Annotated in this window: 13 protein-coding genes and 1 tRNA gene; 4 read left to right on the top strand and 10 right to left on the bottom strand. The window is 43.9% G+C overall.

Annotated features, from left to right (window positions below; translation table 11 throughout):
• Positions 1 to 51: 51 nt before the first annotated feature.
• Positions 52 to 450, top strand: coding sequence for a hypothetical protein (locus AACT23_RS05945; protein ID WP_017045220.1), 399 nt, complete (start codon positions 52 to 54; stop codon positions 448 to 450).
• A 121-nt stretch (positions 451 to 571) separates the two neighbouring features.
• On the opposite strand, the gene fabV is transcribed toward AACT23_RS05945, so the two are convergent.
• The 3 genes from fabV to AACT23_RS05930 form a co-directional block, all read right to left on the bottom strand.
• Positions 572 to 1,774, bottom strand: a complete 1,203-nt coding sequence (fabV, locus tag AACT23_RS05940; protein ID WP_026028134.1) for an enoyl-ACP reductase FabV — start codon at positions 1,772 to 1,774, stop codon at positions 572 to 574.
• Between the two features lie 177 nt (positions 1,775 to 1,951).
• A complete protein-coding gene (locus AACT23_RS05935) occupies positions 1,952 to 4,234 on the bottom strand; it encodes an acyl-CoA dehydrogenase (protein ID WP_064625501.1) in 2,283 nt (760 codons plus the stop codon).
• 55 nt (positions 4,235 to 4,289) lie between these two features.
• On the bottom strand, positions 4,290 to 4,916 hold the full coding sequence (locus tag AACT23_RS05930) for a TetR/AcrR family transcriptional regulator (RefSeq protein WP_038172089.1): 627 nt from the start codon (positions 4,914 to 4,916) through the stop codon (positions 4,290 to 4,292).
• A gap of 447 nt (positions 4,917 to 5,363) precedes the next feature.
• On the opposite strand from AACT23_RS05930, the gene AACT23_RS05925 reads away from it, so the two are divergent.
• Both AACT23_RS05925 and AACT23_RS05920 read left to right on the top strand, forming a co-directional pair.
• Positions 5,364 to 6,257, top strand: coding sequence for a pyridoxal-phosphate dependent enzyme (locus tag AACT23_RS05925; RefSeq protein ID WP_094127174.1), 894 nt, complete (start codon positions 5,364 to 5,366; stop codon positions 6,255 to 6,257).
• 28 nt (positions 6,258 to 6,285) lie between these two features.
• A complete protein-coding gene (locus AACT23_RS05920; RefSeq protein WP_017045216.1) occupies positions 6,286 to 6,540 on the top strand; it encodes a DUF1496 domain-containing protein in 255 nt (84 codons plus the stop codon).
• Positions 6,541 to 6,551: 11 nt separating this feature from the next.
• Here AACT23_RS05920 and AACT23_RS05915 read toward each other — a convergent pair whose 3' ends face one another.
• From AACT23_RS05915 to AACT23_RS05890, 6 genes are all read right to left on the bottom strand, one after another.
• On the bottom strand, positions 6,552 to 8,003 hold the full coding sequence (locus tag AACT23_RS05915; protein WP_445286071.1) for an NAD-dependent succinate-semialdehyde dehydrogenase: 1,452 nt from the start codon (positions 8,001 to 8,003) through the stop codon (positions 6,552 to 6,554).
• Between the two features lie 151 nt (positions 8,004 to 8,154).
• Positions 8,155 to 9,495 carry a GGDEF domain-containing protein gene (locus AACT23_RS05910; RefSeq protein ID WP_013856589.1) on the bottom strand — a complete coding sequence of 447 codons (1,341 nt, stop codon included), beginning with the start codon at positions 9,493 to 9,495 and terminating at the stop codon, positions 8,155 to 8,157.
• Positions 9,492 to 10,526 (bottom strand): ABC transporter substrate-binding protein, encoded by a 1,035-nt coding sequence (locus AACT23_RS05905; RefSeq protein WP_019280927.1) that lies wholly within the window; start codon positions 10,524 to 10,526, stop codon positions 9,492 to 9,494. Before AACT23_RS05905 ends, AACT23_RS05910 begins: the two co-directional genes overlap by 4 nt.
• Before the next feature lie 188 nt (positions 10,527 to 10,714).
• Positions 10,715 to 10,802: transfer RNA gene (locus tag AACT23_RS05900), tRNA-Ser, on the bottom strand.
• 168 nt (positions 10,803 to 10,970) lie between these two features.
• Complete coding sequence (locus tag AACT23_RS05895) at positions 10,971 to 11,420, bottom strand: L-alanine exporter AlaE (protein ID WP_017042265.1); 450 nt, start codon at positions 11,418 to 11,420, stop codon at positions 10,971 to 10,973.
• A 237-nt stretch (positions 11,421 to 11,657) separates the two neighbouring features.
• Entirely contained in the window at positions 11,658 to 14,081 is a 2,424-nt protein-coding gene (locus AACT23_RS05890) for a hybrid sensor histidine kinase/response regulator (RefSeq protein WP_217899552.1), read from the bottom strand.
• Positions 14,082 to 14,242: 161 nt separating this feature from the next.
• Here AACT23_RS05890 and AACT23_RS05885 point away from each other — a divergent pair, with 161 nt between their 5' ends.
• Complete coding sequence (locus AACT23_RS05885; protein ID WP_017045210.1) at positions 14,243 to 14,824, top strand: UPF0149 family protein; 582 nt, start codon at positions 14,243 to 14,245, stop codon at positions 14,822 to 14,824.
• Between the two features lie 112 nt (positions 14,825 to 14,936).
• Here the strand turns inward: AACT23_RS05885 and nadA are convergent, their stop codons facing one another.
• Positions 14,937 to 15,998 (bottom strand): quinolinate synthase NadA, encoded by a 1,062-nt coding sequence (nadA, locus tag AACT23_RS05880; RefSeq protein WP_094127168.1) that lies wholly within the window; start codon positions 15,996 to 15,998, stop codon positions 14,937 to 14,939.
• Between the last annotated feature and the right edge of the window lie 59 nt (positions 15,999 to 16,057).

Genomic DNA, 16,057 nt, shown 5'->3' with positions numbered 1-16,057 from the left:
TCTACAACTCAATACTGTATACACATACAGCATGTATGAAAGGACAGTATTATGCTTCAAGTAAATTTCGCTTCTCAACTATCAGCTCAGTACCCTTTGGCTAATGCCCATCGCTCAGTAAATACGATTGAACAAGCCATGATGTCAAAGCTTGCTAAGCTATCCCAGCACCAACAGCAGTGGATCTTATTCACCTCTGAATGTCCTCGACCACAGTATGAACAGTTTGCTTCTTTCAATATACATTGCGACAGAGTGATCCACATGAAACCCTCTCAAACGTTATCGGAATTAGAGATTGTGATTAAAGCTATCCGCTCCGGAAATGCCAGTGCGATAATCGCGTCAAATACTATTGAGCCTATCAACCAACACCTACTCAAGCAATTAGCGGCCGAGCACCACTGTGATGTGTTTTTTGTTGCAGGGAAACAGCAACCGTTCCATTGATCGAGAAAATGCTGTTGAGGGTGAATAATGCTGTATTACCCTCCATAACAGCAAAGGCCTAGCATTGTGGCTAGACCTTTGAGATTAGAACATCTTATTGTGTCACTGTGACATCAATAGATTAGATATCAATTACATCGAATGCCACTTCAGTATCGACATCGGCTTCGTAATCAACGCCATCAACACCAAAACCGAATAACTTCAAGAATTCTTCTTTGTATTCAACGTAATCCGTCAGCTCTTTTAGGTTTTCAGTAGTGATCTGTGGCCAAAGCTCACGGCAATGCTTTTGAATATCTTCACGCAGTTCCCAGTCATCCAGACGCAGACGATTTTGCTCATCTACTTCCGGCGCACTACCGTCTTCTTTATAAAGACGTTGGCTAAACATGCGATAGATCTGTTCAATACATCCTTCATGTACACCTTGCTCACGCATTTTCTTAAACACCATTGCGATGTAAAGAGGCATAACAGGAATAGCTGAACTGGCTTGAGTAACAACCGATTTAAGAACGGCCACATTAGCCGTGCCACCTAGTACAGAAAGCTGTTCATTCAGTGCCGATGCGGCGCGGTCTAAATCCATCTTCGCTTTACCTAGCGCACCATCCCAATAGATTGGCCAAGTTAGCTCAGTACCGATATAGCTATAAGCCACGGTTTTACACCCTTGGGCCAATACGCCAGCTTCAGCAAGTGCATGGATCCACAGCTCCCAATCTTGACCGCCCATAACCGTTACCGTGTCTGCAATTTCCTGCTCAGTTGCAGGTTCAACACTGGCTTCAATGATGATGTCTTTATTGGTATCAACCGCTGTCGCGGTGTATGTTTGGCCAATCGGTTTCAATGATGAGCGAATCAGTTCGCCAGTTTCAGGTAACTTACGCACTGGTGAAGCAAGCGAGTAAACCACCATATCAATTTGACCTAAGTCTTGTTTGATTAGCTCGATCGCTTTCTGTTTTGCTTGGTGAGAAAATGCATCACCATTTAGGCTTTTAGCATACAAACCCGCCTCGTGAGCAAGCTTGTCAAACGCGGCTGCGTTATAAAAACCGGCGGTGCCTGGTTTTTTATCCGTGCCCGGTTTTTCAAAGAAAACACCGATGGTCGCAGCACCTCCACCAAAAGCGGCGGTAATACGAGACGAAAGGCCGTAGCCACTGGATGAGCCTACAACAAGTACACGTTTCGGTGCATTTTTGATAGGGCCTTGTGCTTTGGTGTAAGCAATTTGTTCTTTTACATTAGCTTCACAACCCACAGGGTGCGTTGTCGTACAGATAAATCCACGAATTTTAGGTTTGATGATCATATTCAACTTCCTTCAAAAATCTCCGCTAGGATAAAAGTTTCGCTCGAAGATCTCACCCTATTTCTTTAAAAACAGGCAGAAATTGCAAGTGGTTGGATCTCTCGTGGCTCAAAAAATCAGGGCACCCGACTAGGATGCCCTGATATACGGTCACACTTTTAGTGACGATATTCGCGACTAGGCGACATGATTAAGCTTTGGCTTTCCCGGCTTATTGGTCATCACCTCGCTCAAGTCATGGCTAAAGTGATCAACTTGAATCGCTTTATAACGCAGTTTGTCTGCGGCCAAAATTTGGTCTACTTCAGTTTGAGTCAACACATTTTCGCTTAAGGCTTGAGCCAATCGCTCAGTCAGGGCACCTTTACGCGCAATTTTACCCTCTTTGGCTGCGCGGAACAGCTTGCGCTCCAGTGCACTGATACCATACATCGCCAAAAACGCTTTTTCCATCAAGCCAACGCTATCGTCTTCCTCTGGCCCAATGTAGCAAAGATGAGTGAGACGATCTCGATGTGCTCCAGGAGTCATTAAGCTTTCCGCCAGTTTGACCGACAGCTCATCGCTAGGTTTGTCATAATGGTTGCCCAAAGGGAAGACCAACACTTTAAGTAAGCGCCCAACCACTTTGTTGGGGAAGTTGCTGTACGCCTCTTGCAAAGATTTAGCCGCGTGGTACAAACAATATTGCACCGCGTAGTGCACGTAATCTAAATCAGTTTGTTGGCGGCCTTCATCTTCATACTTTTTCAAGGTCGCTGAAGCCATGTACAGATAACTCAAACCATCACCTAAACGCGCTGAAATCATCTCTTTACGTTTAAGATCGCCACCTAACGTCAACATAGCGAAATCGGCACTCACGGCAAGTGCTCGGCTAATGCGCGTTAACTGTTGGTAATACGCTTTTGTTGGGCCGCTCATCTGCGCTTTGACAAAGCGCGAACCCGTTAATGCAGCACCGAGCGCCCCAAAGGTATTTTTGGTCGCGTGGCTAATGTGCTTAAACAACAGCTTATCGAAATCTTTCGCGCCTTGCTCTGTATCAGGATTAGCCGCCGCTTCCATCTCTTTCAAAACATAAGGGTGACAGCGAGTGGCACCTTGGCCAAAGATCATCAAATTGCGAGTTAGGATATTGGCCCCTTCAACCGTAATTGCGACCGGGATACCAAGATAATGTGTTCCGAGGTAGTTCATTGGTCCATCTTGAATCGCTCGACCAGAGTGAATATCCATCGAATCATTTAAAATTGTGCGCGCAATTTCTGTCATATGGTATTTGGCAATTGCGGTCACTATACCCGGCTTTTCTTTCAAATCGAGCGAGGTTGTGGTTAAGGTTCGTGTCGCTTCAAGCAAATAAGTTAAGCCACCGATACGGCCCAGTGCTTCAGCTACCCCTTCAAATTTACCAATTGACATGCCAAATTGCTTGCGCACATAAGCGTATGCACCTGTCGTGCGCGAAGTTAAGTGACCAATCGCCGTACCAAGTGCGGGTAATGAAATACCACGCCCTGCCGACAAACATTCCACCAGCATGCGCCAGCCTTTACCCGCATAGTCAGCACCACCGATGAGCCAATCCATCGGGATGAAAACATCTTGACCACGCGTTGGGCCGTTCATAAACGCAAGGCCGAGTGGATCGTGTCGCTCGCCAATTTCCACGCCTTTGTGATTAGCAGGGATCAGCGCGCAGGTAATGCCGATATCGAGCTTATCACCTAGAAGTTTGTCAGGATCACTGAGTTTGAAAGCTAGGCCTAGCACAGTTGCAACCGGAGCCAGCGTGATATAACGCTTGTTCCAACTGAGTTTAATCCCAAGGACTTCTTTGCCCTCGTGCTTGCCGTAACACACCACGCCTTGATCAGGAATACCGCCAGCATCGGAGCCTGCTTCTGGCCCGGTCAGCGCAAAACAAGGGATATCAGTACCGTCAGCTAAGCGAGGAAGCCAGTAGTCTTTCTGTTGTTGTGTACCGTAGTGAGAGAGAAGCTCTCCCGGACCAAGCGAGTTTGGCACCATCACTGTAACAGCGGTACTGATACTGCGCGTCGCAATCCGTGACACTATGGTGGAGTTGGCGAGTGCTGAAAATTCACGACCACCGTAGGCCTTTGAAATAATCAAAGAGAAGAAACGCTCTTTACGCAGAAACGTCCACACTTCCGCTGGCAAGTCGCGATCTTCTTTCACGATTTTATGGTCATCTAACATAGACAGCAGCGTTTCCAATTCATTATCAATGAAAGATTGCTCTTCATCTGACAAGGTTGGTTTTGGGTAATGATGCAGCTTGGTAAAGTCTGGACGACCTGAAAACAGTTCACCATCCCACCAAACGCTGCCCGCTTCCATCGCCTCTTTTTCTGTCTCCGATAACGGAGGCAAAACTTGCTTAAACAGTTTAAAGGCGGGGTCGCTTATCCATTTTCTTCGTAGAGAGCTCATGATCAGATCCTTTTGTTCGCTTGGATTGTTACTTCTTATAATAGATTTAATTGGGTTAATCAGCCGCAACGCCGGCGGCTAAATAAGGAATAAGTAAGTCGACGACGGTTTTGGCATCCACTTGGTTGCCAAAATCACTTTCGGCAATCTCAGCCAATGCTTGGCTCGACGCCATGGTAAAAACACACGTGCCTAGCGTGAAGTGCAAACGCCAGAATAGAGTTTCAGGCGTCAGTTTTGGGTTCGCCTTCATCACTGACTGAGTAAACAGTGACAATACATCGTTGTAGCGTGTGGTGATAAACCAACGCAAATGACCTTGCACATCGGTATAGCCGCGACCAATCAACAACATAAAACGGCTGGTACCATTGGGCCTAACATCATTCAACGCACGTAATGGTGTACGCAATGACTCAAACACTTCCGACATTTGATATTCATCTTGGGAGTTTAACTCCTGCAGCGCTTGTTGAACGGCTGGCATAAATGCTTCTAAATAACGATTCAACACTGCACGCACTAACGTTTTCTTATCACCAAAATGGTAGTTAACCGAGGCTAGATTTACTCCAGCTTTGCTGGTGATAGCTCGTAACGATGTATCGTTGAAGCCATGTTCAGCAAACAATCCCTCTGCAACATCTAGGATTTTTTCTTTGGTACTACTTCTTGGTGCCATTTCAATCACTCGTATCAAACAGGTGTTTGAAATATACTATCGACACAATTGATTAACAAGCAATTAACATCACATTTTTACGAAATGATCGGAGCTGAAGAGTAAAATAGAAGTAAGCTAATGAAAGATAAATATTTTAAAAATAAATTGAAAAAAATGGCTTTAAGATGGAACTGATTGTGAAATGCTCAGTCTCAATAAGTGTAGTTAGCAGAGCATTAAGAATTTTACAGGCCGTCAAATTTTTCTTCTTACTGTAACTACCGATATGCTGCTTTTTCTTATTAACTCCTATGTTTATTTGTATCCGCCCAGCGCCTTTTGCTCTGGGCTTTTTTTTGCCGCATGAGAGGCAAAGCAGTAACTGACGAGCGATAAAATCGGCCAACACTGCAATTTTTACTCAGGTCAGTATATACTACGGCCCTTTTCTGCTCGAAAATCATCATGAAACTGTCTGACACCCCCATAACACAACATACTTTTGCCAATAACCGCTTCTATTTAAAACGTGATGATCAACTTCACAGCCATTTTTCAGGAAATAAAGCGCGTAAGTTTATGGCGTTATTGGATAGCGATCTCCCCGGCATCAGCACTTTAATCAGCTATGGTTCGGCGCAGTCGAATGCTCTCTATTCTCTGGCGGCTCTTGCGCGCATTAAAGGGTGGAAATTTGAGTTTTATGTAGACCACATTCCAACGTGGTTACAACAAAGGCCGATTGGCAACTATCGTGGCGCACTGGATTTAGGAGCGCACATCATCGAAGTTAGCCCCATCAATATAATGCCCCCCGAGCAGTATATTGATACGATCCGTCAGCCTGATGCTTCATGCTTAGTCGTACCAGAAGGCGGTCGCTCAAAGGTGGCCGAAACGGGCATTAAGCAGTTGGCTCTAGAAATTCTCAACTGGATGAGAATGGAGACAAAAACGCAATTCGTCGTTGCGTTGCCCTCCGGGACAGGAACCACTGCGATCTACCTGCAAAAATATCTAAAACCGCACGGCATTGAGGTTCTGACCTGTGCTTGTGTAGGGGGAAATGACTACCTCATCCAACAATTTGACGAGCTTGAAGAGCGCCAGTACCCTACGATTATATCTACAGAGAAAAAGCATCACTTTGGACGATTGTACGAAGCCGATTATCGGATGTGGCAAAATCTACTTGAGCAGACTCATGTGGAATTTGATCTGTTGTATGACCCTATGATGTGGCAATGTTTGTTACCTTGGATGGAAGCTCATCCAGAAAAAACGGTGATTTATATTCATCAAGGTGGGTTACTGGGCAATGAAAGTATGCTGCCCCGCTATCAGCGGCAATTTGATTAACTACCTCACTATAAATAGGAGATACACCATGCTGAAGTACTGTGTTTGGTTATTATTGATTGCTCCTAGCTTTGGCTACACGAAAGTAATCAATACCGCTTCGCTACCGGTTGTGGTGGCTACAGAAGGTAAAGCTTTGCAACGTGTTTGCTATTATAAGGACCAAGCTTATTCTATCGGTGCAGTGATCCAAGTCGGTGAGCTGTATATGATCTGCCAAGAGGCCAATGATTTTGAAACCAATGGCCCCTTAAGATGGGGGTTACTGACTCAACAAAAATAGTGAGAGGAAGGTTAGTTTAAGCCTCCCATTAGGGTGTATTTCACTTCCAAATATTCGTCTAGCCCCTGTTTTGCTCCCTCGCGGCCAAGACCTGACTCTTTGATGCCGCCAAACGGTGCGACTGTAGTTGATATCAAACCTTCGTTAATACCAACAATGCCGACTTCCAGAGCCTCACTCAAGCGCCAAGCCCGAGCCAGTGACTGTGTATAGCAGTATGCAGCTAATCCAGAATCCGTGTGGTTTGCACGTTCAATCACTTCCTCTTCGTGAGTGAAACGAAACAAAGGTGCAAGTGGGCCAAAGGTTTCTTCTTGAGCCACCAACATCTCTTCTGTCATCTCTGTTAATACGTGAGGCTCAAACAAACGGCTACCGGCTTGAGGCAGAGTGCCATATTGCACTAAAGCGCCTTGCGCGGTGGCATCCGCAATATGTAATTTGACTTTAGCCACCGCCGCATCATTGATTAAAGGCCCCATTGTTACGCCCGATTCCAACCCATTTCCCACAATCAGCTTGCTGACTTTATCAACCAATTTTTTAACAAATTTATCGTACACGCCCTCTTGCACATAGATTCGATTGGCACAGACACAAGTTTGACCAGCGTTACGAAACTTCGCCACCATCACACCCTCTACGGCGGCATTAATGTCGGCATCATCAAACACAATAAAAGGGGCATTACCACCCAGCTCGAGCGACAACTTTTTAATGTTGTGCGCGCACTGTGCCATTAATATTTTCCCCACTCCTGTTGAGCCAGTAAATGAGAGTTTGCGTACCACTTTGCTGCTGGTTAATTGCTGCCCGATTGCGATTGCCTCTCCGGTCACCACTTGCAATAAGCCAGCGGGAAGCCCAGCACGATGCGCCAATTCTGCCAAAGCAAGAGCAGTAAAAGGCGTATCTGGTGCTGGTTTGAGTACCACTGCGCACCCAGCCGCAATCGCTGGAGCACATTTACGAGTCACCATAGCCGCAGGGAAATTCCAAGGCGTGATCGCAGCAACCACACCAATAGGTTCTTTCGATACCAGTATTCTTGCATCCGCTTTATGACTCGGAACAAGCTCACCATAAGCTCGTTTTGCCTCTTCGGCATACCATTCGACAAAGCTGGCAGCATAGCTGATCTCGCCTTTCGCTTCCGCTAAAGGTTTGCCTTGCTCGTTGGTTAAAATCAGTGCCAGATCATCGCTGTGTTCAACAATCAATTCATACCAAGCTCTAAGCACTCTCGCTTTGTCCGCCGCTGGCTGTTTTTTCCACAGTTTCTGCGCAAGCTCTGCACCCTCAATCGCTTGTTGAACTTGCGCACTAACTAGCTGCGGAACCGTTCCAATCAGAGTGCCGTCATAAGGGTTGTAAACGGTTGAGGTGAGCGAGTTGGATGCACAAACCCATTGACCATTGAGATAACATTGTTGTTTAAAAAGTTGAGGATCACGAAGCTGCATGACGATGCTCCTAGCGATAAATAAGGGGGGAGAGAACAGGGTAAAAGGAAACTGAGTCAGGTTCAATTGATAAACGGTATTATTCAGGGATTGCGACTATCTACTCATGCATCAAGCTCGACACGGCCACTCCCTATACAGAAAAATGGTGTTAACTCACCACGTCTTCCACTGTAAAAACTCCCCTTAGGGGATCAATGTTTTGACAATAAGTGTTACCCACCACCTCTTTCGCTTGATACATCGCCTCATCAGCCAAGGCCATTAAATGGTGCATACTATTGGTTTGTAAGGGGAAATAGCTGATACCGACACTAACACCAACGGTTAGGCTTTGCCCTTCAAACTCAATGGGCAGCCCTAAGCATTTGATGATTTGTTTGACTTTCTCTGCGACAAAGTCGTACTCATCAATCAGATCGAGGCACACTACAAATTCATCGCCTCCAAGCCTTGCCGCAAAATCAGATTGGCGGATACTGGCCTCTAAGCGAATCGCGATTTGCTTTAAAATTTCATCTCCCGCGCAGTGGCCTTGAGTGTCGTTGATAGTTTTGAAATTGTCCAAATCAATGAAGAGCAGCGCTAACTTCACCTTAGTCCTGTTGGCTTTTACGATGGCGTTATCCAACAACTTTTCAAACGCTCGCCGATTAAGTAACCCCGTCAACGAATCATGTTCAGATAGAAACTGAAGCTGATCTTTTTGGATTTTTAACTCTGAGGTTTGTCGCTCAACCTCTAATTGCAATTCATCTTTTGTCACGGTTGTCGTTTTTAGTGAGACCTTCATATGGTTAAAAAAGTCAGCCAAAGCTACAAATTCAATATCCAGATTAACTGGTTCAATCTTGCTTTCAAGGTCACCATACGTCAAAGCTAGGATACCTTGTTTAATTGACGCAAACCCTCTTTTGAAACGTTTCAAAATCAACCACGCAATGCCACTCACTAAGATTGAAAAAAATAATATTTTCAGTGCACTCAACATCAAGGTCATTTGTTGACTCTCAATGCTTTTTGCTAAGACTGATTTTTGTAAGTAAAACAACTCTTCAGTCATATTTTGCACGAGCATATTGTAACGTGAATGTAGCAGCCCTTTTGCGCTGATTAGAGAGTTGCTTTTTGCTTCAGCATCTTGATGAGTAAGCTTTTTTTCTTGTTGCAGTAAGACGGCAAGGCTAGTATTCATGCGTTGTAAGTTTTCGATATGTTTGCCCATCATCTTATGATTAAGCAGTCTCTTGGAGAGGCTTTGCTGAGCAATATCAACCTGGTCCAAACTTGATACATCAGAATACTGCAGGAAAATCCAAAGTTGGCTACGCAACAAATCCACACTCAATTGGATCTGCATAATATCTTCTAGATCTTTTTTTGTTTGCTCTTGTTCTTTAAGTAAGCCCCACAGAGAAAAAGTGATCAAAAGGATTAGAAATGCCGTGGATGCGAACAATAATGTCAATTTACGTACAATCGAACTGATCATTTTATCGATACCTTAGTACGTAGCACTTCCTCGATCGGCTTGGAAGCAAGCACTGTCCGAAAATCCGGCTTGTCGCCCGTAACCATACCAGCCTCAATCGCCCATCTTGCTTGAAGCTGTAAGTTAGATAAAAGTGCATTACCTAACGACAAACGAAATACATAATCATTCCAAGACCACTCGAGTTGGGGTAACGGAATATTTAAGGCCTGTGCAATCACCTCTCTTGATTGTTCAGGATTGAGGTTAATCCATTCATTAGCCTCTTTTAATGCACGTAATATTGCCACTATCTCGTCATGCGCCTCTTCGACGGTTGCTTTCATCGAAAGTAAATTAAACGACAAATGATAAATACCAGATAGCCCAAGGTTCAATACATCGGATGGTGCAGAGGTTTCAGTTTTATAACCGTAAGGTTCCCAAACAGAAATAGCATCAACTTGTGAGGAGAATAATGAGTCATTTAGCGCTTCTGGTGGTAAATAGACTTTTTCAACAGCCATCTCTTTCAGGTCACTGGCAATCAACAATGAATCAAAGTAAAACTCACTGGCACTCGCCTTAACGATGCCTACTTTTTTACCTTCCAAGTCACTCAGGTTAACAATGCCTAATCGCTCTAACGTGAGCAGCTTTAAATCGTTATCTGACTCAACAAAACTGGTTAATAGTGCAAAATCATTACGCTGGAAAAGCTTAAACATAACCACCGACTCAGAGGCAGTCGCATAGTCTACATTCCCACTAAACAAAGCTTGAGAACAGGCCACACCTCCAGAACAGGGCACTAGTTCGACATTCACCCCTTGTTGTTCAAAAAAACCCAAACTGTCGGCAATAATAAAGGAGGAAGAGAGTGGCGTTTGCGAAACCGCTATTCTTACTGCTTTACGCTCTTCAACACGGCTAGCATCATAAAAATGACCAAGTTGCCTATTAAAAATAGCAATAGTGACTACCAATACAACAATAGCCACTGCAACTTTATGAAAGGTCTGAGCTTTGTGCTTTTTCGTAACCATAGCCAATAAGTGAAATTAGTTTTATATATGACAGTTTAGCTCTGAATTGGAATTATTTTTGAGTGAATGGCTATTTAATAACTTTTAGCAGGGGATGCATTGAGATTGTTTAGATTAAACAGTGAGTTAAGCTTGAGTTAACATGGTATTTTACGCACAAAAAAACCGTAGACGATTGTCTACGGTTTAGAATATGGCGGTGAGCAAGAGATTCGAACTCTCGATACGTTGCCGTATACACACTTTCCAGGCGTGCTCCTTAAGCCACTCGGACAACTCACCAAATTATATTGTGGTTAGCGCATTCGGCTAACGAGGCGCTAATTTAATGATTCTATAGGATTAGGTCAAGCCAAAATAATAAAAAAGCCCACCACTTTGGTTCGTTTGACTACTTATTGGCTTATTTGATGAAATTCAATACAAGCCTTTCTTCAGTGAGTGTCACGGTTAGGCACTACGATGATAGCCAGGGACACGGAACCAACGGCGGCACATATCTAAAAAATAGCCATAGAGAACGCCCATTCCACACGACACAATGGCATTGCTTGATACTGCGGTTATGATCTGCTCTGTAGATGCGCCTACAGCCCATAGAATGGCGGCATAGACCGGAGATTGAAATAGAACGTAAGCAACCAAATCCGAGACATTCTTCATTAAGCCAGTCTCAGACCATTGACGTCCCTGGCGCAGAATAAAGTCACGAAATACGCCATAAGGCCATGCTATTGCGATATTAACTGGGATAGACAGTGTACGTGATGCTAGCGACTGTTCGAAGGTCATTCCAGAGATGAAAATTTCAATGATCATGCCTGATATAAAACAAAAAACAACCATTGCAAATGTGTCCGCCGCAGCATGACGAATACAAAATGGGCCACGAGCTTTCATTACTTCCCTCTACACAATAGATATAACTATTAAATATGCCAATCAGCAATACAGATACCTAGAAAATAACAACAAGCTAGATAATGAGGGAATTAGAACACATATTTTGTAGATTTAGTGACCAATTTTAATTAACTTAGGTAAATTTATAACCAATTTTGAATCGGAAACTAGAATCTAACGCTATTCTTTAAATTCCTGTTACAACGCATTCTTACTAAATCTCAAAATGGTTATTTAATTACAAAAATCGGAAAGCAATACCGTTAGCAAATCGACTTGCTGCTGTGTAGGTAACTGGTGTTTTTCTAAGCTTGTTTGGGTATCGATTAACACTTGATGAATATGAGTATTTTCAATCTCCGGCAACTGTTGTATCAAACGTTGAATCATGGCTAATGCAAGTTCTATGTTTTGATCTTCCACGGCCATATAAAACGTCACCAATGATTCCTCTGCTGAGCCTATCTTTAGCGGCATAGAGGACTCTGGATGATATTGATACAGTTTTTCGACAAATTGGAAAAGAGCATCATCTAATTCATTGTCATCAATGGGTTTGGTGACAATATAATCAGCGCCGGCCGACAACATTCGCTCACGAGTTTCTTTGAAAACATCAGCAGTACAACCAAAAATGAGCACATTACGTTGCTCCCCAACTAAGATCCGAATCGCAGACACCGCTTCTACGCCATCCATTACGGGCATATGGTTATCCATCAATATCAGGTCATAATTCCCGCCAACAACCGCTTGAATTGCCAATTCACCATTCTCAACACAATCGCATGTAAACCCTTTATTCTTCATAAAGGTTTCGATGATGATAGAGTTGGTCCGGTTATCTTCCACAATGAGAGCTTTCAGTCCTTGGTAATTAAGCTTGCGACGTGGCTTGACTTCAATGGTCCCGGGCGTCGCTGTTTCTATCGCCAGCATAACGTGAAAACTGGTACCAATTCCTAACTCACTGGTTACCGTGACTGTCCCATCCATTAGCTCTACAATTTGTTTTACAATTGCTAAGCCCAACCCCGTTCCACCAAAACGCCTTGTCGTCGATGATTCAGCTTGTTCAAATGGGCGGAATATTTTTTCCTGAGCTTCTTTTGCTATACCTATCCCCGAATCCCGTATCCGAATAGAAAGATACCGTTTATCTTCCATCTGCTGCTCTTTTAGAGTCACTTCGACAAAGCCGTGAGAGGTAAACTTAACCGCATTATTCAGTAAATTAAACAGAATCTGTCTCAATCGTGCTTTATCTGAGTAATACCAGCGATCGTGAACAATATCGCTGTAAATTCTAAACTGCAGTCCTTTTTCATTGCATAAGGTATGGTAAACACTGTTAATACTACCAATCAGTGAATCCAAGGGGAAACGGGTGTTATCAAGTTCTAATCGCCCTTGTTCAATCTTGGAGAAATCGAGAATTTCGTTAAGCAGCACCATCATGTGCTCGCCAGACTCATACAGACTATTAAGGTGTTGCCTCTGTTCTGGGGAAAGCTCTGTTTTCAATAAGATTTGCGCGGTTCCTAAAACACCATTCATTGGAGTTCTGATTTCGTGTGACAGGGTTGCTAAGAAGGCACTTTTGGCTTGAGTGGAAGCTTGAGCTTTCACTTTTTCCGCTTCAAGATAAACGGTTTTTTGGTTAAATGAATCGATAAGCTGGCGTATCTCATCTTGGCTTCGATACGGCATATCAATAATACCGCCTTGTTTAGAATCACTCACTTTTTTGGCAATCATGGTAATCGGTTTGATCACATATTGATTGATCAAGTAATAACCGATCATAACGCACACTAAAAGGATTGGAATGATACTCCGTTCGACATTCATCACCAGATCAAACACTTCGTCATTCACTAACCGATGGGCATTAATAACATCAACTCGCCATTCAAAATCACCAAAACCGAAATGACTTACGTTAGCTTCTTCACGTATTATAAAATTATGTTCAGTGATCAGGGAGCCCCCCGAATCACTTAAGGATACGCCAAGGTTATAAAGCTCCGCTTGACTGGCAATAAATGTGGCTAACCCCGCCAATGACAGATCGACTGTTGCTACTCCAGCAAATTCACCGTTAACGTAATAGGGCGATGAAGCCGTGATCATCTGAACGTGCGTATAGGCATCAACATAGACTTCTGACCATACCACACTACCGACAGGCTTCTCTTTTACTGCGTTGTACCACTCTTCGTTATCGTAACCATGCGCTTCTTGATTGTTCCAAGAATGCAATTTGTCGACTTGACCGTCAGCGGCCCGATTATAAAACAGGCTACTGTATCGCTGAGATGCATTAATACTGTAGGGTTTCGGCCATAGCCCACCACTGACGACAACATCATCAAGTATAGTGAACAGCGAAGAGAGCATTCTGTCTTGCTCAGCTTGGTTGGTTGCAGCTTGCCCAAGGCTGACAATGCTTTGGAGCACACCAATAGAACGGTTGAGAGGTTCGCGAATTTGGGCTGATAACACTTCTGCACGAAGATCTAAATTCTGTTTTAATTCAGCTCGTAGTGGCGCTTCGACAATCCAATAAGTGACGGTACCTGTGATCGCAATAAAAAAGCAGAGATAAAAAGAAAGGGCGATAATGCTCTTCTTCTTCAATGAAATAGGTGCTCTCATAAATCCTTTCAATTTTTTCTTTTGTGCAAATTATAGTGAATAATCTTAGCGAGCAATATGTTGATTGTTGTAAAACCTCACTAAAGCCAACAAATTATCAGCAAAATTCGCACATTGTATCGCTTTAACGTTAAAATGGCTGCAAATACACTCGGCAACTGATGGGATCTGCTGTGAATTTACAAGAACTCCTTACCCAACCCGAACTAGAAGATAAATTGCTTAATGAGGCCAAAACTCAAGGTTTTGTCGCATCCATGGCGTCAGCGCCTAACTTGCTCCCGCCAGAGGAATGGCTCCCTTTTCTATGGGGGGGAGAAGAGATCGCGCCATTTAGCGAAGGCAAACAGCTAGAAACCTATTTCCAACTGATCGTTGAAATGTGGAATGACTATCGCCCTGCTTTGCTCGAAAATCAATGGAGCTGGCCTACTGGTTGCTCACTCGATGAACAAGAAATAGTGACTGAACACGTCCGTGATTTTTGTGAAGGTTTTCTTCAAGGTTGGCAACTTACGCGTGATGATTGGGAAACGTTAATGCCTGAAGATAGCCAAGACAATGCGCTACTTGGGGGCGTGCTCCTTTCGCTGAGTATGCTTTATGATCCTGAGACGTCCTTGGCAACACTTTCTCAACAAGGTATGCAAGGACTCGACCAGTTTGAAGAAATCTATCAGGCCATACCGGTGATGTTGTGTGGCTTAACGCAACGCGGCGCTCAGTTGGCACTAGAGCAATAACTTTGTTTTTGAATAGTTTTATTTTCGAATAACGTTAATTTCAAATCAATTTGCTTGCGATAAAAAAGGCTCTAAATAAGAGCCTTTTTTCATCCACTACCGCCGAAAGGAATTAGGCATTCCCTTTAACTTGCAAATTTAACTGTTCAGCAAAATCCAACATACGGTTTAATGGGATGAGTGATTTCACTCTCACAGCTTCATCGACGAAAATTTCGTGATCTTTACCGCCTTCCATAAGAGCTGACTCAATCGCTCGAAGACCATTCATCGCCATCCAAGGACAATGCGCGCAGCTTCGGCATGTTGCCCCTGCCCCTGCCGTCGGTGCTTCAATCAATTCTTTCTCAGGGACTAACTGCTGCATCTTAAAAAAGATGCCTTTATCGGTCGCCACAATCATTTTCTGTTGAGGTAAGGACTTTGCTGCCTTAATCAACTGGCTTGTAGAGCCTACAGCATCCGCAAGTTCTACCACACTGGCTGGTGATTCTGGATGCACAAGGATGGCTGCATCAGGATACAGTGCTTTCATCTTACGCAATGCATCGGCAGAGAACTCGTCGTGAACTACGCATTCACCTTGCCAGAGCAACATCTTTGCGCCCGTTTTTTTCTCGATGTATGAGCCTAAATGGCGATCTGGCCCCCAAATTATGGGTTTATCTTCCGCATCTAAGTGCTCAACAATATCAAGTGCAATGCTCGATGTAACCACCCAATCGGCACGAGCTTTGACCGCCGCCGATGTGTTTGCATACACAACAACGGTATAATCTGGGTGTGCATCACAAAATTCTGTGAATTTATCGGCAGGACACCCCAGATCCAAAGAGCATTCTGCTTTTAACGTTGGCATTAAAATGCGTTTTTCAGGGGTTAAGATTTTTGCTGATTCGCCCATAAATCGCACACCAGCGATGATCAATGTACTGGCAGGATGGCGATTACCAAACTTGGCCATCTCTAATGAATCACCAACAAAACCGCCGGTTTCTTCAGCGAGAGCTTGAATTTCAGGATCGGTATAGTAATGCGCAATTAATACAGCATCTTTTTCTTTTAAGAGTTGTTTGATACTTGCTGTATAGGCTTGTTTTTGCTCAACCGTCAGTGGAATGGGCTTTGGCGGAAATGGATAAATAGTTTCAATCGTATCTAATATGTGGCTCATTGCTCTTGCTCTACGCACTTCCAAGAATCCGAGCATTGTACACCGCACCTAACGAAGGA

Source organism: Vibrio sp. V09_P4A23P171 (genome assembly GCF_963875615.1).
Taxonomy (GTDB): domain Bacteria; phylum Pseudomonadota; class Gammaproteobacteria; order Enterobacterales; family Vibrionaceae; genus Vibrio; species Vibrio anguillarum.
The sequence above is the reverse complement of the archived record's forward strand: the minus strand, read 5'-3'. Positions and strand labels throughout refer to the sequence as shown.